Source organism: Thermus thermophilus HB8 (genome assembly GCF_000091545.1).
GTDB classification, from domain to species: Bacteria; Deinococcota; Deinococci; order Deinococcales; family Thermaceae; genus Thermus; species Thermus thermophilus.
On the sequence record NC_006462.1, the window covers coordinates 117,871 to 139,287 of the forward strand.

At 69.6% G+C, this 21,417-nt stretch carries 23 protein-coding genes, 3 pseudogenes and 1 CRISPR repeat array; of the genes and pseudogenes, 16 read left to right on the forward strand and 10 right to left on the reverse strand.

Annotation, left to right across the window (positions count from 1 at the left end; translation table 11 throughout):
- Positions 1-7: 7 nt before the first annotated feature.
- Both TTH_RS10635 and TTH_RS10640 read right to left on the reverse strand, forming a co-directional pair.
- Positions 8-490, reverse strand: coding sequence for an arsenate reductase (azurin) small subunit (locus TTH_RS10635; RefSeq protein ID WP_011229170.1), 483 nt, complete (start codon positions 488-490; stop codon positions 8-10).
- Positions 491-567: 77 nt separating this feature from the next.
- Positions 568-1,788, reverse strand: a complete 1,221-nt coding sequence (locus TTH_RS10640) for an IS256-like element ISTth4 family transposase (RefSeq protein WP_011228558.1) — start codon at positions 1,786-1,788, stop codon at positions 568-570.
- 65 nt (positions 1,789-1,853) lie between these two features.
- Here TTH_RS10640 and TTH_RS10645 point away from each other — a divergent pair, with 65 nt between their 5' ends.
- The 4 genes from TTH_RS10645 to msrA all read left to right on the forward strand — a co-directional run bounded on the left by TTH_RS10645 (position 1,854) and on the right by msrA (position 3,702).
- Positions 1,854-2,192 carry an ArsR/SmtB family transcription factor gene (locus TTH_RS10645; RefSeq protein ID WP_011229169.1) on the forward strand — a complete coding sequence of 113 codons (339 nt, stop codon included), beginning with the start codon at positions 1,854-1,856 and terminating at the stop codon, positions 2,190-2,192.
- Positions 2,193-2,212: 20 nt separating this feature from the next.
- A complete protein-coding gene (locus TTH_RS10650; protein ID WP_164926114.1) occupies positions 2,213-2,380 on the forward strand; it encodes a hypothetical protein in 168 nt (55 codons plus the stop codon).
- A 230-nt stretch (positions 2,381-2,610) separates the two neighbouring features.
- Positions 2,611-3,162, forward strand: a complete 552-nt coding sequence (locus TTH_RS10655) for a hypothetical protein (RefSeq protein ID WP_011229168.1) — start codon at positions 2,611-2,613, stop codon at positions 3,160-3,162.
- Between the two features lie 9 nt (positions 3,163-3,171).
- The gene (gene msrA / locus TTH_RS10660) at positions 3,172-3,702 is read left to right on the forward strand and encodes a peptide-methionine (S)-S-oxide reductase MsrA (protein ID WP_011229167.1); all 531 of its coding nucleotides are present in this window, start codon (positions 3,172-3,174) and stop codon (positions 3,700-3,702) included.
- On the opposite strand, the pseudogene TTH_RS10665 reads toward msrA, so the two are convergent.
- The 4 genes and pseudogenes from TTH_RS10665 to TTH_RS10680 all read right to left on the reverse strand — a co-directional run bounded on the left by TTH_RS10665 (position 3,680) and on the right by TTH_RS10680 (position 5,304).
- Positions 3,680-4,054, reverse strand: a pseudogene (locus TTH_RS10665) (DUF488 domain-containing protein). The gene msrA and the pseudogene TTH_RS10665 sit on opposite strands and share 23 nt — an antisense overlap.
- Positions 4,055-4,058: 4 nt before the next feature.
- Complete coding sequence (locus TTH_RS10670) at positions 4,059-4,454, reverse strand: hypothetical protein (RefSeq protein WP_011229165.1); 396 nt, start codon at positions 4,452-4,454, stop codon at positions 4,059-4,061.
- A 116-nt stretch (positions 4,455-4,570) separates the two neighbouring features.
- Positions 4,571-5,017, reverse strand: coding sequence for a type II toxin-antitoxin system VapC family toxin (locus tag TTH_RS10675; RefSeq protein WP_011229164.1), 447 nt, complete (start codon positions 5,015-5,017; stop codon positions 4,571-4,573).
- Positions 5,014-5,304: a ribbon-helix-helix protein, CopG family gene (locus tag TTH_RS10680; RefSeq protein ID WP_011229163.1), complete on the reverse strand. Its 291-nt coding sequence runs from the start codon at positions 5,302-5,304 to the stop codon at positions 5,014-5,016. Before TTH_RS10680 ends, TTH_RS10675 begins: the two co-directional genes overlap by 4 nt.
- A 122-nt stretch (positions 5,305-5,426) precedes the next feature.
- Here TTH_RS10680 and TTH_RS11600 point away from each other — a divergent pair.
- From TTH_RS11600 to TTH_RS10705, 5 genes and pseudogenes are all read left to right on the forward strand, one after another.
- Positions 5,427-5,561 (forward strand): annotated as a pseudogene (locus TTH_RS11600) (ferredoxin); the annotation flags it as partial.
- Positions 5,552-6,322: pseudogene (locus TTH_RS10695) on the forward strand (hypothetical protein); the annotation flags it as partial. The pseudogenes TTH_RS11600 and TTH_RS10695, both read left to right, overlap by 10 nt.
- Positions 6,319-6,630 carry a metal-sulfur cluster assembly factor gene (locus tag TTH_RS10700; protein ID WP_011229161.1) on the forward strand — a complete coding sequence of 104 codons (312 nt, stop codon included), beginning with the start codon at positions 6,319-6,321 and terminating at the stop codon, positions 6,628-6,630. The pseudogene TTH_RS10695 and the gene TTH_RS10700, both read left to right, overlap by 4 nt.
- 93 nt (positions 6,631-6,723) lie before the next feature.
- Positions 6,724-6,870, forward strand: a complete 147-nt coding sequence (locus TTH_RS11370) for a hypothetical protein (protein ID WP_024119885.1) — start codon at positions 6,724-6,726, stop codon at positions 6,868-6,870.
- 36 nt (positions 6,871-6,906) lie between these two features.
- Positions 6,907-8,151 (forward strand): multidrug effflux MFS transporter, encoded by a 1,245-nt coding sequence (locus TTH_RS10705; RefSeq protein ID WP_011229160.1) that lies wholly within the window; start codon positions 6,907-6,909, stop codon positions 8,149-8,151.
- Here the strand turns inward: TTH_RS10705 and TTH_RS10710 are convergent.
- Together TTH_RS10710 and TTH_RS10715 are read right to left on the reverse strand one after the other, a co-directional pair.
- Positions 8,057-9,526: a PhoU domain-containing protein gene (locus tag TTH_RS10710; RefSeq protein WP_011229159.1), complete on the reverse strand. Its 1,470-nt coding sequence runs from the start codon at positions 9,524-9,526 to the stop codon at positions 8,057-8,059. The genes TTH_RS10705 and TTH_RS10710 overlap by 95 nt on opposite strands.
- 1 nt (position 9,527) lies before the next feature.
- The gene (locus tag TTH_RS10715) at positions 9,528-10,202 is read right to left on the reverse strand and encodes a glycerophosphodiester phosphodiesterase (protein ID WP_011229158.1); all 675 of its coding nucleotides are present in this window, start codon (positions 10,200-10,202) and stop codon (positions 9,528-9,530) included.
- A gap of 134 nt (positions 10,203-10,336) precedes the next feature.
- Here TTH_RS10715 and glpK point away from each other — a divergent pair, with 134 nt between their 5' ends.
- Genes glpK through cas1 form a run of 4 tightly spaced genes read left to right on the forward strand, consistent with a single transcriptional unit; the run spans position 10,337 to position 15,532 of the window.
- A complete protein-coding gene (gene glpK / locus TTH_RS10720) occupies positions 10,337-11,824 on the forward strand; it encodes a glycerol kinase GlpK (RefSeq protein ID WP_011229157.1) in 1,488 nt (495 codons plus the stop codon).
- A complete protein-coding gene (locus tag TTH_RS10725) occupies positions 11,824-13,356 on the forward strand; it encodes a glycerol-3-phosphate dehydrogenase/oxidase (protein ID WP_011229156.1) in 1,533 nt (510 codons plus the stop codon). The genes glpK and TTH_RS10725 overlap by 1 nt, the downstream gene beginning before the upstream one ends.
- A gap of 19 nt (positions 13,357-13,375) precedes the next feature.
- Positions 13,376-14,581: a TIGR02710 family CRISPR-associated CARF protein gene (locus tag TTH_RS10730; RefSeq protein ID WP_011229155.1), complete on the forward strand. Its 1,206-nt coding sequence runs from the start codon at positions 13,376-13,378 to the stop codon at positions 14,579-14,581.
- Between the two features lie 3 nt (positions 14,582-14,584).
- Positions 14,585-15,532 (forward strand): CRISPR-associated endonuclease Cas1, encoded by a 948-nt coding sequence (gene cas1, locus TTH_RS10735; protein ID WP_011229154.1) that lies wholly within the window; start codon positions 14,585-14,587, stop codon positions 15,530-15,532.
- Between the two features lie 72 nt (positions 15,533-15,604).
- Here the strand turns inward: cas1 and TTH_RS10740 are convergent, their stop codons facing one another.
- Positions 15,605-15,844 carry a hypothetical protein gene (locus TTH_RS10740; protein ID WP_164926115.1) on the reverse strand — a complete coding sequence of 80 codons (240 nt, stop codon included), beginning with the start codon at positions 15,842-15,844 and terminating at the stop codon, positions 15,605-15,607.
- Positions 15,845-16,095: 251 nt separating this feature from the next.
- Entirely contained in the window at positions 16,096-17,049 is a 954-nt protein-coding gene (locus TTH_RS10745) for an IS110-like element IS1000A family transposase (protein ID WP_011229153.1), read from the reverse strand.
- A gap of 236 nt (positions 17,050-17,285) precedes the next feature.
- Positions 17,286-18,229: a CRISPR direct-repeat array (repeat unit 36 nt; unit sequence GTTGCAAGGGATTGAGCCCCGTAAGGGGATTGCGAC).
- A 29-nt stretch (positions 18,230-18,258) separates the two neighbouring features.
- On the opposite strand from TTH_RS10745, the gene cas2 reads away from it, so the two are divergent.
- From cas2 to csm2, 3 genes are read left to right on the forward strand one after another with little or no spacing between them, the layout of a single operon-like run.
- Positions 18,259-18,531 (forward strand): CRISPR-associated endonuclease Cas2, encoded by a 273-nt coding sequence (cas2, locus tag TTH_RS10750; protein WP_011174463.1) that lies wholly within the window; start codon positions 18,259-18,261, stop codon positions 18,529-18,531.
- 55 nt (positions 18,532-18,586) lie between these two features.
- A complete protein-coding gene (gene cas10, locus TTH_RS10755) occupies positions 18,587-21,004 on the forward strand; it encodes a type III-A CRISPR-associated protein Cas10/Csm1 (RefSeq protein ID WP_011229152.1) in 2,418 nt (805 codons plus the stop codon).
- Positions 21,005-21,409 (forward strand): type III-A CRISPR-associated protein Csm2, encoded by a 405-nt coding sequence (gene csm2 / locus TTH_RS10760; RefSeq protein WP_011174461.1) that lies wholly within the window; start codon positions 21,005-21,007, stop codon positions 21,407-21,409. It abuts the gene before it with no gap.
- Positions 21,410-21,417 lie beyond the last annotated feature (8 nt).

The window sequence follows — 21,417 nt, forward strand, 5'->3', positions numbered from 1 at the left end:
TACCTCCTCACACGTTCTTCACGCGGCCCCAGATGAGGCCCGCCACGGCCACGGCGTAGATGTCGCCCTTGCCGTCAATGCGCAAGGGGATCTGGGGGAGCCAGGAGCTGGCCAGGCCCTGGTAGGGCTGGCCCGCCTTGGCGGGGTCAAACATGGAGTAGTGGCAGCGGCAGATGAAGCGGCCCTCCTCGTACTGGACGGGGCAGCCCATGTGGGTGCAGAGGGCGGAGAAGGCCACGATGTCCCGCTCCCGCCCCACCCCCCCGATGGCGGGCCGGCCGAGCTTGACCAGGACGGCCGGGGAGGAGGCGTCGGGGTAGTTGAAGAAGATGGGCTCCCCGGTCTTGACCTGGGAGAGGTTGGCCACCTTCACCGCCGGATAGGTGAGGCTCGGGGCGTACCAGAGCTGGGCCTTGCCGCCTGCGGTGAAAAGGGCGGTGGCCGCGGCGGTGAGCTGCACGAAACGCCTACGGGTCATGGTCTGCGTCATATTTACCTCCCTTTTGTTTCGTTTGAAGACTATCAAACGGTAGGGACATTCGTCAAGGGGGGCCTGGCCGGGTCGTGTCAAGAGTTATGTGTAAGAGTCTGTGTACGGGGGGCATACCGCTCCTGAAGCATCTTCTCCAGTACCTCCTTCACCTCCGAGAACCCCTTTAGTTTCCGTTCTGCCCACCTCCCTTCCTGCCTCTCCGACTCCAGGTAAAGAAGCTTGTACACCGCCTCTTCCTTAGGAAACTTGTGGTCCCGCACCTTCGTCCCCCGCCGTAGCTCCCGGATAAACCGCTCCATCAGGTTGGTGCTCCGCAGGTACGGCCAAAGCACCTTGGGGTACCCGTAGAAGCGCAGGAAGGCCCCCGAATCCTGTACCCAAAGCCCCACCACCCCCGGGTACCGCGAACCCCAGGCGGCCTTCACCTCCTCCAAGGCCCCAAGAGCTTCTTCCCGGCTCTCCGCCCCGTACACCCGCCTCAGGTCCTCCGCCAGCAGGGCCCGGTCCCGGGAGCGCACCTGGGACAGGCTCCACCGCACCCCGTGCACCACGCACCGCTGCCATTCCGCCTGAGGGTAGACCCTGCGGATCGCTTCAGGAAGCCCGGGCAGCCCGTCGGTGACAAAGAGCAACACCCGCCGCAGGCCCCGCTGCCAAAGCTCCCCCAGGACCCCCTCCCATCCCAGGGCGCTCTCCGTGGGCAAAAGCCAGAACCCCAGGACCCGCCTCTCCCCATTAGGGGCGATGCCCAGGGCCACATACACGCTTTCCCGTACGATCCCTTCTCCTTCCCTGAAGACCTTTAGGGAAAGCCCGTCCAGGTAGACGAAGGCCATCTCCTCGGGCAAAGGCCGGGTGCGGAAGGCTCCTGCCGCCTCCAGGACCTCGTCCGTCAGGGCGCTCAGGGTCTCGTGGGAGTAGCGGTGGCCCAGGAGCAGGCTCAGTATCTCGGCCGCCTTGCGCTGACTGACCCCGGCGGCGTACAAGGCCACAGCTACTTCCCCCACGTCCACCAGGCGGCGGGCGTAGGGCTTAAGGAAAGCCGGGTAATACCGAGATTCCCGATCCCTAGGGACCTTCAGGTCCACCTGGCCGAAGGTGGTCTCCAGCTTGCGGGGGTAGTAGCCGTTCCTGCGGCCTCCGTGCACCTGCAAGAAGGCTGTCCGGTCCAGCTCCAGAACCGTCTGCAGAACCTCGGCTACTGTCTCCCGCACCGCTTCCCTCAGCAAGATCCGCAAGGTATCCTGGTCCACGGGGCACCTCCTCGTGCTAAGGTGTGCCCCCCTATTAAACACGGATCCTTACACATAAATCCTTACACGACCCCTGGCCGGGAAAGGCCACCGCTATACTGGGGCTTGTGACGACTTCCCTTCACCGCCTCGAGGCCCTGGCCCACCCGGCCCGGGTGAGGATCGTGCGGCTCCTCGCTGAGCTTCCCGACGAGGAGACGGCCAAGGACCCCCGTTGCGGCACGGCCTACGGCGTCTGCTTCTGCCACCTCAAGGAGAAGACCGGCCTCTCCGCCCCCACGGTGAGCCACCACCTCCGCATCCTCCGCGAGGCGGGCCTGGTGGAGGGGGTGCGGGTGGGGCGGTGGACGTACTACCGCCTGAGGCCGGGGGCCCTGGAGGCCGTGGCCCGCGAGCTCCTGGGGCTCGCCCAGAGGGCCCGGGCGCTGGAGGAGCGCTCGGCCTGAAGGGGCTTTGGGGGGCGAAGGTGCGGAGAGGCCTTTTGGGCGTTCTTTTTCTCCTCTTTCTCCTCTTGGGGGCCATGGGCCCGGCGGCCTCCCAGGGGGCGTGGCTCGGGTTTCTCGGCGTCCCCGTGGAGGACTTCCCCCTGGTCCGGAGCCTCGGCGCGCGCACGGTGGAGTACCGGGCGGGCTAGCCGCCCCAGGGGCTGGACGAGGCCTACCGCCGGGCCCGCGGGCTCGGCCCGGACCTTCTCCTGCGGGGCCCCGGGTGGAGCGCCTTCCTGGCCCCTGGGGGAGAGGTGGATTCCCAGGCCGTGGCCCGCCTCCTGGAGACGGGCCTGGGCGGAAGGCCCTGGGCCGAGGAGGGGGGCTTCTCGGCGTCTACTGGGTGGACGAGCCCTGCCACGAGGGGAAGTTTTCATGGATGGGGCGCGACCTGGCGCGGCTTCACCAGGTCTTCCACGCCTTCCGGACCGCGTTGCGGCTTGTGGTCAACTTCGGGCGCCTGGAGTGCCTGGAGCGGATGCGGCGGGAAAGCGGCGGCGCCCCGGTGGCCGACGTGGCCCTCTTCACGGTGACGGCGAAAAAGATGCGGCAGGAGCCGGGGTACGTTGAGGGGCAGGCCGCCTTGGCTAGGAGGGCCCGCACCGAACAGGCGGGCCTCGAGGTGGTGCCCATGGTGGCCGTTTGGGCCGGGGACGGGGTTCCGCTGCCCAACCCCGGCTGGGTGGGGGGCGCGGTGGAGGCTCTGCGCGGCGCCGGGGCCTTTTCCGGCCTCCTCTTCTACCCCTGGACCCGGCCCTGCTGGGCGGAGCAGGCGATCAAGGACGTCTTCCCGGAGTTCTTCCGCGAGCTCCGGCCGCAGGCGGGCGCGCACCAGGTAGTGGGCCATCTTCTTGCCCTCCTTTCCCCCAGCCTACCCCTCGAGGCGGCCTTTGTGGCGGCGGCCGGCCTCCTGGCGCTCTCCTCCAGGTAACCTGGGGCTATGCCTGAAGAGATCGCCACCTTGGCGGGCGGGTGCTTCTGGTGCACGGAGGCGGCCTTCAAGCTCCTTCGGGGGGTGTTGGAGGTGGTGCCGGGCTACGCCGGGGGGCACGTGCCCCACCCCACCTACGAGGAGGTCTGCACGGGGACCACGGGGCACCGGGAGGCGGTGCAGGTGCGCTTTGACCCCGGGGTCCTTCCCTATGCCGACCTCCTCCGCTACTTCTTCGCCGTGCACGACCCCACGAGCGAGGACCGGCAGGGGCCCGACGTGGGGCCTCAGTACAGCCCCGCCATCTTCTACCACTCGGAGGAGCAAAAGCGGGTGGCGGAGGCGGTGATGCGGGAGCTCGCCCCCCTCTACCCGAAGCCCATCGCCACCAAACTTCTCCCCTTCACCACCTTCTACCCCGCCGAGGCGTACCACCGGGACTACTTCGCCCGCCACCCCGAGGCCCCCTACTGCCGCTTCGTCATCGCCCCTAAGCTGGAGAAGGCCCGGAAGGCGTTCAAGTCCCTTCTCCGCCCGTGAGGTCTTCTTCCTCCAGGACGGCCAGGAGGGCCTGGGCGTTGTTGTAGCGCGTCTCCTTGGCGCCGAAGAGGAGCGTCACCGTGCCCTCTTCCCCCAGGGCCTTAAGCCGCGCCAGGGCGGGGTTTCCCTTGAGCTCTTCCCGGTAGCGGCGGACGAACTCCGCCTACTTTCCGGGGTCGTGGGCGAACCAGCGCTTTAGGGCGTCGGAGGGGGCGAGCTCCCTGGCCCACCAGTCTACCCGGGCCTTCTCCTTGGCAAGCCCCCGGGGCCAGATCCGGTCCACCAGGACCCGGAGGCCGTCCTCGGGGGAAGGGGGGTCGTAGGCCCGCTTGGTGCGGAAGGGCGTGCCCACCCCCTCAAAGCCAGTCCGCCTCGGGTAGGACGCACTCCGGGCACTGGGCCTCCACGAAGCGGAGCCACTCCAGGACTTCTTCCTCGTCCCGTACAGGGCCCAGGTGGTAGACCTCGAGGAAGGCGTCCGCCACCAGGACGCCCCCTTCGGGGATGGCCCCGAGGAGGGCACCTTCCGGGTCCAGAAGGAGGGGGAGGGGGCTTGGCCTTGGGGCCTGGGCCAGGAGGTAGGCCTGGGCCTCGAGGGCCTTGAGCTCCGCCTCCCGCGCCGCCAAGCCCTGGGCCAGGGCCTCGCTCCTGAGGAGGACGAGGGGCTTCCCCTTGAGGTCCGGTAGGTAGACCTTGCCCCCCTCCGGGGTCTTTAGGGCGTAGGGAGGGAGGGGCTTGCGCAGGCGGACCATGCCTCACCCTAGGCGGCTTGCCGCCCAGGCGTCAACGGACGGCCTCTCCTTCTCGCACCTTGGGCCCCAGCAGGGATCTCCGGTGGCAGAGAAACGGACGAAGCCCAAAAAGGGCGTCACACCCGCTTCACCGCCAGACCCTCGGCCTCCCCCGCTCTCGCCTGTTCCTCGTCTGCCGTCCAGAAGGGGAGCTTCCGCGGCTCCACCCCGGCCACCCTGGCCACCACCAGGGCGGTAGCCAGGTGCAAGGCGTCGTAGGCCCGGAGCTTGTGGCGCAGGAGGAGGCGCTTGGCCTCCCGGAGAACGGGAGGCTTGGGAGGCACCAGGCGGTACTGCAGGGCGGCGTGGGCCTCCAGGGCTTCTACGGCCAAGCGCACCTCCTCCGGGGTAAGAACGCCTTGCCGCTCCTTGATGCGGAAGGCGGACACCGCCTCCACCACGGCCAGGGAGGAGGTGAGCACCGCCCTAACCTCCGTGAAGAGGGTCCTCACCTCCTCCGCTCCCGGCTCCTCCGGGTCGTAGCGCTTCACCAGGGCGGAGGTGTCCAGGTAGGGGAGAATCACCGCCCCTCCCGGTCCGCCAGGACCGCCTTGGAGAGCCCGAGCCCGCGCCCGGCCACCCGGTCCAGGTAGCGGCGGTAGGCCTCCTCCATCCGGGCCGGGGTCACGGCCCGCTCGGGGACCTCCAAGAGCCCCTCCTCCGCCAGGGCCAGAAGCAGGGGGGCCTCCTCCTCCGGGAGGAGGTCTAAGGCCAGGCGGAGGATCTCCGCCTCGGTGCGCCCCGTGGCGCGGGCCAGGCGTTTCAGCTTGGCCTCCTCCTCGGGGGTGAGGTAGACCTGCTTGCGCAGCATACAGCGCAATTATACATCACCTTGGCGAGTCCCCCGGGTGTGCCGGTCCCTTGCCTTTCCCCTTGACCCCGGTCATGGACCGCGCCCGGCCTCGCCCCCACCCTGGGAGGTGGAGGTGAAGGATGCCGCACGTGATCTGCGAGCCCTGCATCGGCGTGAAGGACCGGAGTTGCCAGGAGGTCTGCCCGGTGGAGTGCATCTACGACGCCGGGGAGCAGCTTTACATCCACCCCGACGAGTGCATTGACTGCGGGGCCTGGTGCGGCGGGGGCGGGTGCTTCTCGCCCGGACGCGGGCGGTGGACCTCGAGGGCCGAAGGCTCCTCCTGGAGGACGGGGATGTTCTTCCCTACCGCCACCTCGTCGTGGCCACCGGAAGCCTCCCGAGCGATCTAGGGGTGCCGGGGGTGGGGCTCCTCGCCCTGGGCTTCGCCCAAGCCCCGGCCCTCGTCCCCTGGGGCGGGGCCTTGGCCCTTGCGGCCCTTTTCCACGGGGTGGACGAGAGCGCCCTGGGGCTTTTCCTCTGGGCCGCCAACCTGGGGCTTTGGGGGCTCGCCTTCGGGGAGGGGCTCGGCTACCTCCTGCTCCTCCTCGCCTACGGCCTCGCCCTCTACGACGCCTACCGCATCCTGAAAAACCGCATGAAGCGGGCTTTGGACATCGGGGTGCGGCACTACCTGGCGGGGCTTTTCTTCCTCGGCCTCGCCCTTCTGGCTTTGCCCTTCCATCCCGTGGCCGCCGCCCTTTGGTTCGCCCTGGGGTTCGTGGGCCTGGTGGTGACGGGGATGCTCTACAAGATCCTGCCCTTTTTGGTCTGGACCCACCGCTACGCCAAGCGGGCGGGCAAGGAGAAGGTGCCCCTCCTCAAGGAGATGCTCCCCGAGGGGGCGGGCTACCTGGCGGGGGGGCTTTTGGCCTTCGGGGCGCTGCTTTCCCCCTGGTTCCCCTGGGCGGTCTGGGCCTACGCCTTGGGCGCCCTTCCCCACCTTTACGCCCTTTGGGAGGTGATGCGGCGATGACGGCGAGGAACCCGCTGGAAGCGCAGGCTTGGGCGCTTTTGGAGGCGGTTTACGACCCGGAGCTGGGCCTGGACGTGGTCAACCTGGGCCTGATCTACGACCTGGTGGTGGAGCCGCCCCGGGCCTACGTGCGCATGACCCTCACCACCCCGGGCTGCCCCCTGCACGACAGCCTGGGGGAGGCGGTCAGGCAGGCCCTCTCCCGGCTTCCCGGGGTGGAGGAGGTGGAGGTGGAGGTCACCTTTGAGCCCCCCTGGACCCTGGCTAGGCTTTCCGAGAAGGCCCGGAGGCTCCTCGGGTGGGGGTGAGCCCTGCGCCCCCGGGCCGGGCGGCCGCGCGGGCGCTTAGCCCCGGGGCGGGGCGCAGCTTCCCCGGCGGATGAGGCCCCCGGGTGGGCGGCAATGGACCGCCAAGGAGGCCCCGCCTACCTGAGGGAGGGGCGGGTGCGGGTGGAGCCCCTGGTGTCCGAGGCGGTGCCCCTCGAGGCCCTTCCCGGCCACTTCCAAAACCGGCTCCAGGGACGAATCCAGACCCTGGTCCGGTTCTAGGCGGATGACGGGCCCTTTGTGGTAGCGTGGCCCGGGATGGGACCCTTGGAGGAGCTCCTCTTCCTCGGCACCCTCATGGCCCTTGGGGCCTTCAGCATAGACGTCATGCTCCCCGCCCTCGAGGCCACCGCCCACCGCTACGGCACGAGCCCCACCGCGGCCCAGCTCGTGGTGGGCCTCTACTTCCTGGGCTTCGCCCTGGGCCAGCTCCTCTGGGGCCCCCTCATGGACGCCCTGGGGCGGAGGAAGGTCCTGAGGGGGGCGCTTTTTGGCTTCAGCCTCGCGGCCCTGGCTACCGTGGCCGCCCCGGGCTTTTCCCTCCTCCTCGCGGCCCGGTTCGTCCAGGGCTTCTTCGCCGCAAGCTTCCGCATCGGCGTCACCGCCAGCATCCGCGACCGCTACCGCGGTGAGGCCATGGCCCGGCGCCTCTCCTACGCCCTTCTCGTCCTCATGGTGGCCCCCGTTTTGGCCCCGGCCCTGGGGGTGGCCCTCCTCGCCCTGGGCCCCTGGGCCCCCTACGCCCTGCCCGCCTTCCTCGGCCTCCTCGCCCTCCTTTGGAGCGGGCGCTTCCGGGAGACCCTCCCCGAGGAGGCCCGCCGTCCCCTGCGCCTCGCTTCCTTGGGGGAAGGGGCCCTCCTCGTCCTTAGGGACCGGAGGGCGGGGCTTTACGCCCTGGCTTTGGGGGGCGTCTTCGGCATCCTCTACGCCTACCTGGCGGCCTCGGCGGAGCTCTACAAGGCCCACCTCGGCCTTTCCAACCCCGCCTTCGCCCTGGCCTTCGGGGCCACGGGGCTCGTCCTCGCCGGGGCGAACCTCCTTGGGCCCCAGGTCGTGGCCCGCCTCGGCCTCGGGAAGGCCCTGAGGCGGGCTGTGGCGGGGCTTCTTGCCCTCCTCCTCTTCCTCCCCCTCCACGCCCTGGCCCCAAGGCCTTTCCCCTTCTGGCTCCACCTCACCCTGGTCCTCCTCCTCGTGGTCTTCACCTTCCCCAACGCCCAGGCCCGGGCCCTGGAGGGGCTGGGGAAGGTGGCGGGCCTCGCGGCGAGCTTCACCGGCTTTCTCTCCACCCTGCTCGCCGCCCTCCTCGGCACCCTGGTGGGCCAGGCCTCGGGCGGGGCGCCCCTCCCCTTCAGCCTCGGCCTCCTGGGCCTCGGGGTCCTGGCCTTCGCCGCGGTCTTCCTCGCGGAGGCTAGCCCTCTTTGTGGATCTCCTCCACCAGGCGGGCCAGGCGGTTCACCCCCAGGTTCAGCTCCTCCAGGAGGAGGAGGAGGTCCAGGTGGGTGAGGGTGGAGGCCCGGGTCTCCACCCGGTCGCGGAGCCTGCGGAGGTGGGCCTCCCTCGAGGCCTCCACCTCGGCGAGGACCTCCGGGTACTCGGCGAGCACCCTCTCCGCCAGGGCCCGGTTCCCCGTGGCCAGGGCCGTGAGGGCCCGCTCCAGGCGGGCGAGGGTCCGCCCCACGATCCGGGCGAGCTCCGCCTTCCCCTCGGGGCTGAAGGTGACCCCCTGGGTCCAGAGCCTTTCCGCCTTGCGCAGGGCCCGCTTGGCCAGGTCCGCCAAGTGCTCCAGCTCGCTCGCCGCCTTGAGGAGGGGGAGGGCGGGGGTGTCCTGGGGGAGCTTGGCCACGTAGACCAGGACCTCCCGGCTCAGCCGGTCCACCTTCTCCTCCAGGGGTAAAAGTTCGGCCTCGTGCCCCGTCTCCTGGACCAGGGCCTTCAGGACCCCTTCCAGCATGTGCCGGGCGGCGTCCCCGATGCGGGCGAGCTCCCTCAGGGCGAGCCCCTGGGCGAGGAGGGGGTCGTTGAGGGCCTCGGGGCGGAGGTACTTGGGGGCGAGGGGCTTTGGGCTTGGGGCCAGGCGGGCGGCGAGCCTCTCCCAGAGGGGGTAGGCGAGGGGGAAGGCGAGGAAGGCGAGGGCGTGGAAGCCCGCGTGGGCGGGGAAGACGCCCGGGTTCGGGGCGAAGAGCAGGGGGAGGGCGAGGGCCAGGCGGTGGAAGAGGAGGACGAGGCCGAGGCGGAGGCTTTCCGGGGTGGAGCGGAGGAGGACGGGCCCCGTGCACCCCACGCCCCCGCCCAGGACCAAGGCGAGGGTCCCCTCGGGCCCCACCCCCTCCCCGGCGAGGCCCAGGGCGAGGAGGGCCACGAGGTTCGCCGAGCCCACGGCGAAGGCCAAAAGAAGCCCGGCGAGGAAGAGGGCCAAGGGGGGAAGGCTTCCCAGCCAGGCCCCCGTCCCCAAGGCCTCCCCCCGGGCGAGGTCCAGGCCCAGGAAGAGGAGGCCGAGGCCGAAGAGGAGGCGGTTCGCCCCCTGGCCCCGCTTGAGGACCTCGAGGGCCAGGGCCAGGCTCAGGGCCGCGAAGGCCAGGGTGCGGTTCCCCAGGCCCGCCACGGCCACGAGGACCGTGGCCCCCAGGGTGCCCCCGAGGGCGAGGAGGGCGGCCTCGTACAGGGGCAGGACCCCCACCTGCAGGAGGCCCCTCCCCAGGAGGCTGAGCCCGGTGCCGCTCCCCGAGGCCGCCCCGAGGAGGAGGGCGGCAAGCCCCAGGGGAAAGCCCCGGAGGCGGGAGAGGAGCCGCCTCCCCGAGGGGCCCACGAGCCCGCCCGCCCCCTCGGTGACGAGGAGGGTGCCGAGGTAGAGGAGGGCGAGGATCCCGAGGAGGGCCACCTCACCCCCCCAGGGGAAGGAGGACCTCGGGCCGGTCCCCGATGAGGCCGTCTAGGCCCAGGGCGAGGAGGCGCCTGGCCTCCCCTTCCTCGTTCACCGTCCAGGCCACCACGAAAAGCCCCCGCTTCCGCCACCCCGCCACGGCCTCCTCCGTGACGAGGGCGTGGTGGGGGTGGACGGCCTCCACCCCGAGGCAGGGGAGGAGGGCGGAGTGGTCCTCGGCCATGAGGAAGCCCAAAGGGAGGCCGGGGGCCGCCTTCCTGAGGGCGAGGAGGGCGAGGGGATCAAAGCTGGAAACCCACACCCCCTCCCGCCCTCGGAGGAGGGCGGCGAGGCGGCGCGCCGCCTCCTCCCCGAGGCCGGGGAAGGACTTGAGCTCCACGTTGAAGACGGCCTGGGGAAAGGCCTCCTTGAGGGCGAGGACCTCTTCCAGGCGGGGCAGGTCGGGCTCTTGGGCCTTAAGGTCGGCGTAGTCCACCTGGAAGACGGGGCCCAAGGGGGTGTCCGGGTCGTGGCGGACGGCGAAGACCCCGTCCCGGGTGGGCCAGACGTCCAGTTCTACCCCGTCCAGGCCGGCCTCGAGGGCCAACCGGAAGCTCTCCAGGGTGTTCTCCTTGGCCTTCAGGGGGGCGCCCCGGTGGCCGAGGCGGAGGGGTCTTTGGCGGAAGGCGGTCATTCGCGTTTCCTCCGGAGGGGTCCGCCGCTTGGGCGGACCCGCTTTCCATCCTAAGTGCCCCGCCGCGTGCAGGGGCCCCAAGACCCCACACCTCCCAGAGCATTTTTGCGTAAACTCCGGGGAGGGGGAAAGCCGTGGCGTTTCTCTTGGCTTTGGACCAGGGCACCACCAGCAGCCGGGCCATCCTCTTCACCCTGGAGGGGAGGCCCGTGGCGGTGGCCAAGCGGGAGTTCCGGCAGCTTTACCCGAAACCCGGGTGGGTGGAGCACGACCCCCTGGAGATCTGGGAGACCACCCTTTGGGCGGCGCGGGAGGTTCTCAGGAGGGCCGGGGCGGAGGCAGGGGAGGTCCTGGCCCTGGGGATCACGAACCAGCGGGAGACCACCCTCCTCTGGGACCGGAAGACGGGGAAGCCCCTCCACAACGCCATCGTCTGGCAGGACCGGAGGACGACCCCCCTGTGCGAGGCCTTGAGGGCAAAGGGCCTCGAGCCCTTGTTCCGGGAGAGGACCGGGCTCCTCTTTGACCCCTACTTCTCGGGGACGAAGCTCGTGTGGCTTCTGGAGAACGTGCCCGGCCTAAAGGCGCGAGCGGAGGGGGGCGGGGTGGCCTTCGGCACCGTGGACACCTGGCTCATCTGGAACCTCACGGGGGGGAAGGTCCACGCCACCGACCCCACGAACGCGAGCCGCACCCTGCTCTTCAACCTCCACACCCTCGCCTGGGACCCGGAGCTTCTTGAGGCCCTAGGGATCCCCGCCGCCCTCCTCCCGGAGGTGCGGCCCTCGGACGGGGACTTCGGGGAAACCCTCCCCGAGCTTTTGGGGGCGCCCGTCCCCATACGGGGGGTCTTGGGGGACCAGCAGGCGGCCCTCTTCGGCCAGGCGGCCCTAGGAGGGGGGGAGGGGAAGTGCACCTACGGCACCGGGGCCTTCCTCCTCCTGAACACGGGGAAAAGGCCCGTCCTCTCGGAAAAGGGCCTCCTCGCCACGGTGGCCTGGAGCCTTGGGGGGAGGGCCACCTACGCCCTCGAGGGGAGCCTCTTCGTGGCGGGGGCCGCGGTGGGGTGGCTCAAGGAGGTGGGCCTCATCCGGGAAAGCGCCGAGGTGGAGGCCCTGGCGGCAAGCGTGGAGGACACGGGGGACGTCTACTTCGTCCCCGCCTTCACCGGGCTTGGCGCCCCCTACTGGGACCCCTACGCCCGGGGAACCCTCCTCGGCCTCACCCGGGGGACGAGCCGGGCCCACCTGGCCCGGGCGGCCCTGGAGGGGGTGGCCTTCCAGGTGCGGGACGTGGTCCTGGCCATGGAGGAGGAGGCCGGGGTCCGGCTCAAGGTCCTCAAGGCGGACGGGGGCATGGCGCAAAACCGCCTCTTCCTCAAGATCCAGGCGGACCTCCTCGGGGTGCCCGTGGCGGTGCCGGAGGTGACGGAGACCACCGCCTTGGGGGCGGCCCTCATGGCCGGGGTGGGGGCGGGGGCCCTTTCCCCGGAGGACGTGGCGGGGCGCTTCCGCGAGGCGGAGAGGTTCCTCCCCACGATGCCCGAAGGGAGGCGGGAGGCCCTCTACCGGAGGTGGCGGGAGGCGGTGGAAAGGGCCAAGGGCTGGGCCAGGGAGGGGTAGTGGACCGGGAAGCCCTCTTGGAAAGGCTGAAGGAGCCCTTTGACCTCCTCGTCCTGGGGGGCGGGGCCACGGGGGCCGGGGTCCTGTGGGAGGCCACGCTTAGGGGCCTCAAGGCCGCTTTGGTGGAGGCGGGGGACTTCGCCTCGGGGACGAGCTCCCGCTCCACCAAGCTCCTCCACGGGGGGGTGCGGTACCTGGAGCTCGCCTTCAAGCGCTTAGACCGCCGCCAGCTCAAGCTCGTGGTGGACGCCCTCCACGAGCGCAAGGTGGTGATGGACCTCGCCCCCCACCTGGCGAAGCCCCTCACCCTCGTCACCCCCCTCTTCCGCCCCCTGGAGATCCCCTACTACACCCTGGGCCTGAAGCTCTACGACCTCCTCGCCGGGAAAAGGCGCCTCGCCCCAAGCCGCTACCTTCCCCCTGAGGAGGTGGCGCGGCTCTTCCCGGACCTGCCCAAGACCCTGGGGGGCGTGGCCTACCAGGACGGGCAGTTCGCCGACTTCCGCCTAAACCTCGCCCTCGTCCTCTCCGCCCTGGAGCGGGGGGCGGTGGCCCTGAACCACGCCGAGGCCACGGCCCTCCTCCTAGAGGGGGGGAGGGTGCGGGGGGCGGTGGTGCGGGATGGGCTTTCGGGGAAGGAAGTGGAGGTCAGGGCCAAGGCCGTGGTGAACGCCACCGGGTCCCTCGCCGACCGGGTGCGCCGCCTCCTGGACCCCCATCTTCCCCCCCTCCTCACCGCCTCCAGCGGGGTCCACCTCGTCCTGGACTACCCCCTCGAGGCGGGCCTCCTCGTCCCCAAGACCAGGGACGGCCGCGTCCTCTTCCTCCTTCCCTACCGGGGCATGGCCCTCCTCGGCACCACGGACCTCCCCGCCGAGCCCGCCTCCTGCCCCCTTCCCCGGGAGGAGGAGGTGGCCTACCTCCTGGAGGAGATAAGGCCCTACCTGGGGGACGTCTCGGGCCGGGTCCGGGCGGTCTGGTCGGGCCTTAGGCCCCTCGTGGGGAAGGGGGAGACCAAGCTTCTGGTCCGGGACCACTACATAGAGGAAAGGCGGGGCCTCTACACGTTGGTAGGGGGAAAGTGGACCACCTTCCGCCTCATGGCCTTGGACCTTGTGGAGCGCCTCGCCAAGGACCTGGGCCTCGCCCTTCCGCCCTCCAAAAGCCACGCCACGCCCCTCCTCGGGGCGGGGCCGAGGCCCCCCCTCCCCTTGCCCGAGGAGGCGGCGCGGCGGCTCTGGGAGACCTACGGCACCCTGGCCCCCGAGGTCCTGGCCCTGGGGGATAGGCCCCTCCTCCCCGGGCTTCCCTACCTGGAGGGAGAAGTGGTCTGGGCAGTGCGGCGGGAGCTTGCCAGGAAGCCCCTGGACGTCCTGGCGCGGCGGATGGGCCTCGCCTTTTTGGACCAAGAGAAGACCCGGGAGGCCCTGCCCAAGGTGGTGGAGCTCATGGCGGGCCTTCTCGGCTGGGACGAAAGGGAGCGGGCCTTGCGCCTGAAGGAGGCCGAGGAGGGCCTTCCGGGGCTTTGCTGAGGCCCGGGATAATGGGCCCATGAAGGTCCTCATCCTCACCGTGGGCACCACCCGGGAACCCCTGGAGGTGGCCCTGGCGGAGCACGCCCCCCAAGGGGTGGTCTTCCTGGCGAGCCAGGCCTCCCACCCGGTGGCGGCGGAGCTCGTTCGGGACTACGGCGGGTCTTTCCGGCACCACACCCTTCTCCTCGAGGACGCCGAAAGCCTCATGGAGGCCTACCAGAAGGCCCTCCTGGCCCTGAGGAAGGCCCTGGAGTGGGAGGCCACGGCCATCGTCGCCGACCTCACCGGGGGCACCAAGCCCATGGCCGCGGGCCTCGTCCTCGCCCTCACGGGGCGGGGCGTGGTCTTCAGCTACGTGGGCGGGGAGGCCCGCGACCCCGGCACGGGCCGGGTCCTGGCCGGGAAGGAGCGGCTCAGGCTCCTGGAGGACCCCACGGCCCGGCTCGGCCTTAAGGAGTGGGCGGGCTTCACCCGGGCCTGGAACGCCCTGAACCTGGGCATGGCCCTGGCCGAGCTGGAAAGCCTCTTGAGGCGGGACCTCTCCCCCTCGGAGGCCCGCTTCTACGGGGCGATGAAGGGGGTGGTGGAGGGGCTCATGGAGTGGGACCGCTTCCGGCACCGGGAGGCCTGGGAGCGCCTCTCCGTCCACCTTCCCCTGGCCCTGGCGGTGGCCGAGGCCTGGGGGCACGGGGCCAAGGTGCGGGTCCTGAAGGGGCTGGAAGCCCTCCTTCCCCACCTGAAGGGCATCGTGGAGGCCGGGCCAAAGCCCACCTTCCTCCTCCTCCAGGACCTTTTGGCCAACGCCGAGCGCCGGGCCGCCTTGGGCCGCTTTGACGACGCCCTGGCGAGGCTCTACCGCGCCCTGGAGCTCGCCGTGGAGGCGGACGTCCACGAGAGGCTGGGCTTCTCCCTGAAGGACCCCAGGACCTGGCCCGAGGGCTTTCCGGAGGGCCTGAGGGAGCGCATTCTCAAGCCCCGAGGCCTCATGGACCTTTTGGACGCCGCCTTTGACCTGGACCTGGCCTTTGGGGAGCAGGGCACCCTGGCCCAGCGCCTCTACGGGGAGAAAAACCGCCTACAGGCCCTCCTCCAAAGGCGGCACGAAAGCATCCTGGCCCACGGCACGAGGCCCGTGGGGGAAGAGGACTACACCGCCCTGCGGGACTTCCTCATGAGGCTGGACGAGCGTCTGAGGCCCCTTCCCCCCTGGCCCAGGTTCTAGGCCATGACCCTGCACCTCACCCGCCAAGGGGCCACCTTGCGCCTCCGCCAGGGGAGGCTCCTTTTGGAGGAGGAGGGGCGGGAGGTGGCGGGCTTCCCCGCCCGGCAGGTGCGCTCCGTGGCCCTTTGGGGGAACGTGCGGCTTTCCACCCCCGCCCTCGTTTTCCTCCTGCGGCAGGGGGTCCCGGTGTTCTTTTACTCCCTGGAAGGGTTTCTCCACGGGGTGGCGGGGGCCTATCCCGACCCCCACCCGGCCCACCTCCGGGCCCAGTTCGCCGCCGAAGGCCTTCCCCTGGCCCGCGCCTTCGTGGTGGGGAAGCTTCGCTCGGCTCTGGCCCTTCTGGAGCGCCACCGCCTGCCCGAGGCGGGAGGTGTGGTGGAGGCCCTGGCCCGGGCCGAGGGGGCTTCGGAGCTTGAGCGCCTCCGGGGGGCGGAAGGGGAGGGGAGCCGGGTCTACTTCCAGGGCCTTGCCCGGCTCCTCGGCCCCTACGGCTTCGGGGGCCGCACCCGCAGGCCCCCAAGGGACCCGGTGAACGCCGCCCTCTCCTACGGCTACGCCCTCCTCCTGGGGAGGGTTCTTGTGGCGGTGCGGCTCGCCGGGCTCCACCCCGAGGTGGGCTTTCTCCACGCCGAGGGGCGACGGAGCCCCGCCCTCGCTTTGGACCTCATGGAGGAGTTCCGGGTGCCCGTGGTGGACCAGGTGGTCCTCTCCGCCTTCCGGCGGGGCCTCCTCACCCCATCCCACGCTGAGGTGCGGGAGGGGGGCGTTTACTTGAACGAGGAGGGGCGGAGGCGGCTCATCCAGCTCTTTGAGGAGCGCTTGTTGGAGGGGGTGAGCCATCCCCTGGGGTTCCGCAAGCCCCTGGGGGAGACGATTGAGGTGCAGGCTCAGCGGCTGAAGGCGGCCCTTCTGGGGCGGGGGCGCTACACTCCCTTTTACCTATGGCGGTAGGGGCAACTCTTGCTATACTTATCCGCAACATTGCGATGCAACTGGCTTTCTTTGCGCTTTTTCAAACAAAGCTCACTTTGGGAGGCGTTTCTTCGCCGATATTTTAACCTGGTGCAACGTTGCGGTGTGTGCTATACTCTTGCCAACCCGGACCTCCGGGCGGGGATCTTGAAAGCCGGTTTTTCCCTTGCGGAAGGCGAATATGCGCTTTTTCTTTTCATCGCCCCTTTCTCCTGTGGCTTTCCATTGGTGTAAACCCTCAAAAACCCCCATTATTCGCCGTGTGCATATTCCAAGCTTCATCTTTCTCACAAACCCCCCCTTTGGCGGCGCCGTCCAGGACGGGGTTCTTTGGGGGGTACCGTTGCAAGGGATTGAGCCCCGTAAGGGGATTGCGACATGTGGCAGTCCAACGACGACGGCTTCGGCATGTTCTTTCGGTTGCAAGGGATTGAGCCCCGTAAGGGGATTGCGACCATGATGAGGGCGTGAGCGGCCTCGGGCCGGGACTGAAGGGTTGCAAGGGATTGAGCCCCGTAAGGGGATTGATACTGTCTTGCCTGTCAAGCGACCCCTTGATCTAGCTGGGTCGCGTAGTACTCCCTGAGCCTTCCCATCATCCGCCTGAGGAGCTTGTGGGCCACGGCCACCAACGCCTGCTTCTTTCTCTTTCCCCGCGAGAGCAGGCGGTGGTAGAAGGCCCGCATCTCCGGGTCATGGCGCACCGCCACCAGGGCGCCCATGTAGAGCTTTCGCCGCAGGAGGGGAGGCCCTTTTTTGGAGAGCCGACTCCTCTCCACGCTCTTTCCCGACTCCTCCCGCTCGGGGATGAGCCCCGCGTAGGAGGCCGCCCTCTTCGCCCGGCCCCAGAGCTCTGGGGGCAGGAGGGCCAGCACCGCTGCCGCCACCTGGGGCCCCACCCCGGGCAGGGCCATCAGGACCTCGGCCTCGGGGAGGGTGGCGAGGAGGGCCTGGATCCTGGCCTCCACCTCCCCGAGAAGCCCCTTCACGCAGGCCAGCTCCTTTTGGAGGAGGGCGAGGACCTCCTTGCTCCCCGCCCACTCCGCCGCCTCCATCTGGTTGAGGATGGCCCTTTCCCGCCCGGCCAAGTCCTCCCGGTAGCCCACCAGGGCTTTGAGCTCACGGAGGGCTTCTGGGGGGAGGGTGTAGGCCCAGAGCTCCCCGTGGTAGACCTGGGCGTAGCGGGCGAGGAGGAGGGCGTCTTGGCGGTCGGTCTTCTGGCGTTCTCCCTTGGCCTTGCGGAAGGCGGCGAGATGGTAGGGGTTGACCAGGGCCACCTGGAGGCGGTTTTCTGCCAGGAGCTTGAGGAGGGGGAGGTGGTAAGCGCCCGTGGGCTCCAGGGCGACCCAGGCGGGGTTGTGGTGGGCGAGGGCGGCGAGGAGGGCTTGACGGCCTTCAGGGGAGTTGGGGAAGCGGAGGCGGGTGGGTTTGGGGGAGTTGGAGACGAGGGCCAGGTCCAGGTGGGTTTTGCTGACGTCAATGCCGGCGAAGGTCATGGGCTCTCTCCTTTTGGTAACCTGAGGGAGGTGGCCACCCGACCCTGTGGGCCTTCCATGTGGATGCGGTCTTTGACGACCGGGATACTGTGCGGCGGGGAGGCCGGGGTGGGTGGCTACCGATCAATCCCGCGGGCGTGGTGGCCCGGCAACCGGGGCGGTGGGGCCTCCCTCAGGGGGCAAGATACATGCGACCTAGGCAGACCTCTTCCCACTCCGTGAGCGGGTATGGCATGGTTGCAAGGGATTGAGCCCCGTAAGGGGATTGCGACTGCTCTAATCGGGCCTGTTCGGCTATGGCCTTGGGGCTCGTTGCAAGGGATTGAGCCCCGTAAGGGGATTGCGACACAACCCGCCCAAAGGGAATGCCGCTAGCCCCAGACACATGTTGCAAGGGATTGAGCCCCGTAAGGGGATTGCGACCAGTCCCACCCCTCGTGGGGGGCGGCCCTGTCGTCGGTTGCAAGGGATTGAGCCCCGTAAGGGGATTGCGACCGCACCCTCCTTCCGAGCTTCCACCCGGCGTACATGGCCGTTGCAAGGGATTGAGCCCCGTAAGGGGATTGCGACTTCAGCAGACCGAAGTGTCTTCCGTTGCGAACAGTGTAGGTTGCAAGGGATTGAGCCCCGTAAGGGGATTGCGACCCTCATCAGCGCATCTAGAGCCTGAATTATCCTCATTTCTTCGTTGCAAGGGATTGAGCCCCGTAAGGGGATTGCGACGCCATCACCGTGAGGCCGCCCTCCACCAGCTCCCCCTCCAGTTGCAAGGGATTGAGCCCCGTAAGGGGATTGCGACTTTCTTAATTACGAGCCAGTCATTCGGATAAACCATGAGAGTTGCAAGGGATTGAGCCCCGTAAGGGGATTGCGACTGAAAGTTTCGGTGGTCCCCCCCGCCCTCCACCAGCGGAGTTGCAAGGGATTGAGCCCCGTAAGGGGATTGCGACCCGCAGCTGGGGCAAGTGCAACCGCAGTAGCTCATACTCCGTTGCAAGGGATTGAGCCCCGTAAGGGGATTGCGACTTGGCGGTCAGGGTTTGGTACCGCACCGTGTTCGGCGTTAGTTGCAAGGGATTGAGCCCCGTAAGGGGATTGCGACTTCTTGATTATCCTGACCTTGTCCTTCATCTTTGACCTCCTTGTTGCAAGGGATTGAGCCCCGTAAGGGGATTGCGCCTCGCGGGGGCCTTTGGCTAGCCTTTTCCCATGGGCAAGCGTCTCTATGCCGTGGCGTACGACATTCCGGACGACACTCGCCGGGTGAAGCTGGCCAACCTCCTGAAAAGCTACGGGGAGCGGGTCCAGCTCTCCGTGTTTGAGTGCTACCTGGACGAGCGGCTTCTGGAGGACCTGCGGCGGAGGGCCAGGCGGCTTTTGGACCTGGGCCAGGACGCCTTGCGCATCTACCCCGTGGCGGGCCAGGTGGAGGTTTTGGGCGTGGGGCCTTTGCCGGAGCTCCGGGAGGTGCAGGTGCTGTGAGGCCCCGCGTGCACACTTCACACGGGTCCTGGGGAGGCCCGTTTATACTCGGGCCATGCTTGGGGACGGCCTGAGCGTGGCCCTGGCGGGACTTTTGCACGACGTGGGCAAGCTCTATTCCCGCGCCCGCTGGGGCGAGCGGGACGATCAGGTTCCCGACCGCACCCACACCGCCTACACTGCCCACTTCGTCCGGGAGCATGCCGGGCTCTTTCGCGGGGCGGGCCTGGACCCGGACTGGCTCGCCCGGACGGCAAGCCGCCACCACGAGGGCTGGCGGGACCGCCCCCAGTACCGGCCCGAGACCCCCGAGGAGTGGTGCGTGGCCCTGGCGGACACCTACGCCTCCAAGGAGCGGGAGGAGGGGGAGGGTGGGGGAAGCCCTCCGGAGGTGCCCCTTTCCCCTCCCTTCCGCAGGCTCCTCCTGGGGGGCGAGGAGGGGAGGGAAGGAGGGTACAGCCCCGTGGGGGCCGGGGGGCGGGTGGGCCTCGAGGCCGGGGGGCTTTACCCGGAGGAGCGGCCCAACGTCTCCAAAGACGTCTACAAGCGGCTTCTTGAGCGGCTGGAGGGGCGGCTTGAGGAGATGGCCCGCTTCTCCCTGGGCAAGGAGGCCCTTGTCCTGAACCTGGCCCTGGCCCTCCAGGAGACCCTTTCCCTGGTGCCCTCGGACACCCAGTCGGAGCCGGACGTCTCCCTCTACGACCACCTGCGCCTCACGGCGGCCATCGCCCACGCCTTGTGGCTTTTCCACGGGGGAAGCCCCTCGGCACAGAACCTGCGCCAGGACGGGGAGAAGTTCCTCCTGGTGGTGGGGGACATGGGGGGCATCCAGGGGCACATCTACCGCATCGCCGGGGCGGAGGCGGGAGTGGGGGGCATCGCCAAGCGGCTTCGGGCGAGGAGCCTCGAGGTGAGCCTGGCCGCGGAGGCCATGGCCCTGGGGCTTCTTTGGCGCCTGGGCCTCACCTCCCTGAACCGCATCTTGGGGGCGGGGGGCAAGTTCTACCTCCTCCTGCCCAACACCGAGGAGGCGAGGGCGGCCCTGGAGGGGACCAGGGAGGCCTGGGGGAGGTGGGCCCTCAAGCGGGGGGGAAGCCTCGTGCCCCACCTGGCCTGGGTGGCCTTCCGGGGGCAGGACTTCCGGGACTTCGCCGCCCTTCTCAAGCGCCTCCACGAGGCCCTCGCCCGGGAGAAGCTCAGGCCCTTCGCCTTCCTCGCCTCCACGGGGGGGGTCCTGGGGGCGCCCCTCCGCCCCTGCGCCGCCTGCGGCCTGGAGCCCGCCCGAAGGGACGAGCCCGGAAGCCTCTGCCCGGACTGCGAGCGGGAGGCGGCCCTCGGGGCCCGGCTTCCCCGAAGCGACCGGGTGGGCTTCTTCCTGGAAGAGGCTCCGAGGCCCTACCTGGACTTTCCCGGCCTGAAGGTGGGCCTGGGGGGGCCGTTGGAGGGGGCCTTCCACCTCTTCCGCGCCCGGCTGGACTTCGCCCCCTGGCCCGACCCCTCGGAGGCCAAGCCCCTCCTCGGCCACCTGCCCCGGGTGGAGCACGCCCTGAAGGCCAAGGGGTGGAGCCTGGAGGCCTACCGGGCCTGGGCCGAGGAGGAGGGGCTTTTGGAGGACGAGGAGCCCCATCCCGAAAAGGTCCTCACCTTCGCCGAACTCGCCGCCCTCTCGGAGGGCGCCCCCTACCTCGGGGCCCTCATGCTGGACGCCGACCGCATGGGGGAGGCCTTCGCCACAGGCTTCCGCCGCGAGGGGCGGGACCTCGCCACCCCGAGCCGCCTCGCCGCCCTCTCCCGCACCCTGGAGGTCTTCTTCACCACGGAGGTCCTCACCCTCCTGGAGGAGCCCCGGCGCTACCGGGAGCGGCTTGGGTGGGACGACCTCGAGGCCCAGCGCAAGGAGGCCCGCTACCCCCTCCTCTACAGCGTCTACTCCGGGGGGGACGACCTCTTCCTCCTCGGGCCCTGGGACGCCCTTTTGGACTTCGCCCTGGACCTGGAGAGGCTCTACCGCCTCTTCACCCGCCACCCGCGGCTCACCCTCTCCGGGGGGTTCCTCCTCGTCCCGCCGAGCCTCCCCGTGCCCGAGCTCGCCCGGCTTTTGGGGGAGGCGGAGAAGCGGGCCAAGGCCGAGGGGCGGGAGAGGCTTTTCCTCTTCGGCCAGGCGGTGCCGTGGGAGACCTTGCGGGGCCTTCGCGCCTGGGCCGAGGGCCTGCGCCAAGACCTGCGGGCCGAGCGGGTGAGCCGGGCCCAGGTCTACCGCTGGCTCCTCCTCTGGCGCAGGTTCTCCCCCCTGGAGGACCCCGGGGAGCGGATGCGCTACAAGCCCCTCTTGGCCTACGCCCTAAGGCGCGTCCGGGAACGGGACGAGGAGGCGTGGAAGAGGTATCTAAAGCTTCTTGACCACCAGGACCCGGCCTGGGCCTACCTTCCCGTCTGGGTCCAGTGGGCGCTTTACCGGGAAAGGAGGGTGTGAATGCCGGCGTTGGAGTTTTTCAAGGACAAGGAGCGGGGAGTTCTGGACCCCAAGGTCTTTGAGCGGGCCCGGGAGGTGGCGGAGGGGCTCGCCAGGGGGAAGCTCAAGTCCAGCCAGTTCCGCAACTACTTCGCCGAGCTCAGGGCCCTGGAGAACCGCTTTGAGCGGGAGAGGCGCAAGGAAGGGGAGGAGTTGGCCTTCGCCCGGCTCGTCCCCCAGCTTGAGCTCCTCAGGGCCAAGCTCTTCTACAACACCCGCTCCCAGGGCCCCTTGAGGGACGCCAAGGAGTTCGTGGAGTTCATGGAGGAGGCCCTCGAGGCGGGGAAGCGGAGCCCAAAGGACTTTGAAGCGATGATGAAGTACGTGGAGGCGGTGCTCGCCTACTTCTACGCCTTGGCGAAGTAGGAGGAACG

Bases quoted from the DNA above. Each gene is read 5' to 3' on its own strand.
- TTH_RS10635 (WP_011229170.1), bottom strand. From the start codon at position 490: ATGACGCAGACCATGACCCGTAGGCGTTTCGTGCAGCTCACCGCCGCG.
- TTH_RS10655 (WP_011229168.1), top strand. From the start codon at position 2,611: ATGGGGCGCGACCTGGCGCGGCTTCACCAGGTCTTCCACGCCTTCCGG.
- msrA (WP_011229167.1), top strand. From the start codon at position 3,172: ATGCCTGAAGAGATCGCCACCTTGGCGGGCGGGTGCTTCTGGTGCACG.
- TTH_RS10670 (WP_011229165.1), bottom strand. From the start codon at position 4,454: ATGGTCCGCCTGCGCAAGCCCCTCCCTCCCTACGCCCTAAAGACCCCG.
- TTH_RS10680 (WP_011229163.1), bottom strand. From the start codon at position 5,304: ATGCTGCGCAAGCAGGTCTACCTCACCCCCGAGGAGGAGGCCAAGCTG.
- TTH_RS10700 (WP_011229161.1), top strand. From the start codon at position 6,319: ATGACGGCGAGGAACCCGCTGGAAGCGCAGGCTTGGGCGCTTTTGGAG.
- TTH_RS11370 (WP_024119885.1), top strand. From the start codon at position 6,724: ATGGACCGCCAAGGAGGCCCCGCCTACCTGAGGGAGGGGCGGGTGCGG.
- TTH_RS10705 (WP_011229160.1), top strand. From the start codon at position 6,907: ATGGGACCCTTGGAGGAGCTCCTCTTCCTCGGCACCCTCATGGCCCTT.
- TTH_RS10715 (WP_011229158.1), bottom strand. From the start codon at position 10,202: ATGACCGCCTTCCGCCAAAGACCCCTCCGCCTCGGCCACCGGGGCGCC.
- TTH_RS10730 (WP_011229155.1), top strand. From the start codon at position 13,376: ATGAAGGTCCTCATCCTCACCGTGGGCACCACCCGGGAACCCCTGGAG.
- cas1 (WP_011229154.1), top strand. From the start codon at position 14,585: ATGACCCTGCACCTCACCCGCCAAGGGGCCACCTTGCGCCTCCGCCAG.
- TTH_RS10745 (WP_011229153.1), bottom strand. From the start codon at position 17,049: ATGACCTTCGCCGGCATTGACGTCAGCAAAACCCACCTGGACCTGGCC.
- cas2 (WP_011174463.1), top strand. From the start codon at position 18,259: ATGGGCAAGCGTCTCTATGCCGTGGCGTACGACATTCCGGACGACACT.
- cas10 (WP_011229152.1), top strand. From the start codon at position 18,587: ATGCTTGGGGACGGCCTGAGCGTGGCCCTGGCGGGACTTTTGCACGAC.
- csm2 (WP_011174461.1), top strand. From the start codon at position 21,005: ATGCCGGCGTTGGAGTTTTTCAAGGACAAGGAGCGGGGAGTTCTGGAC.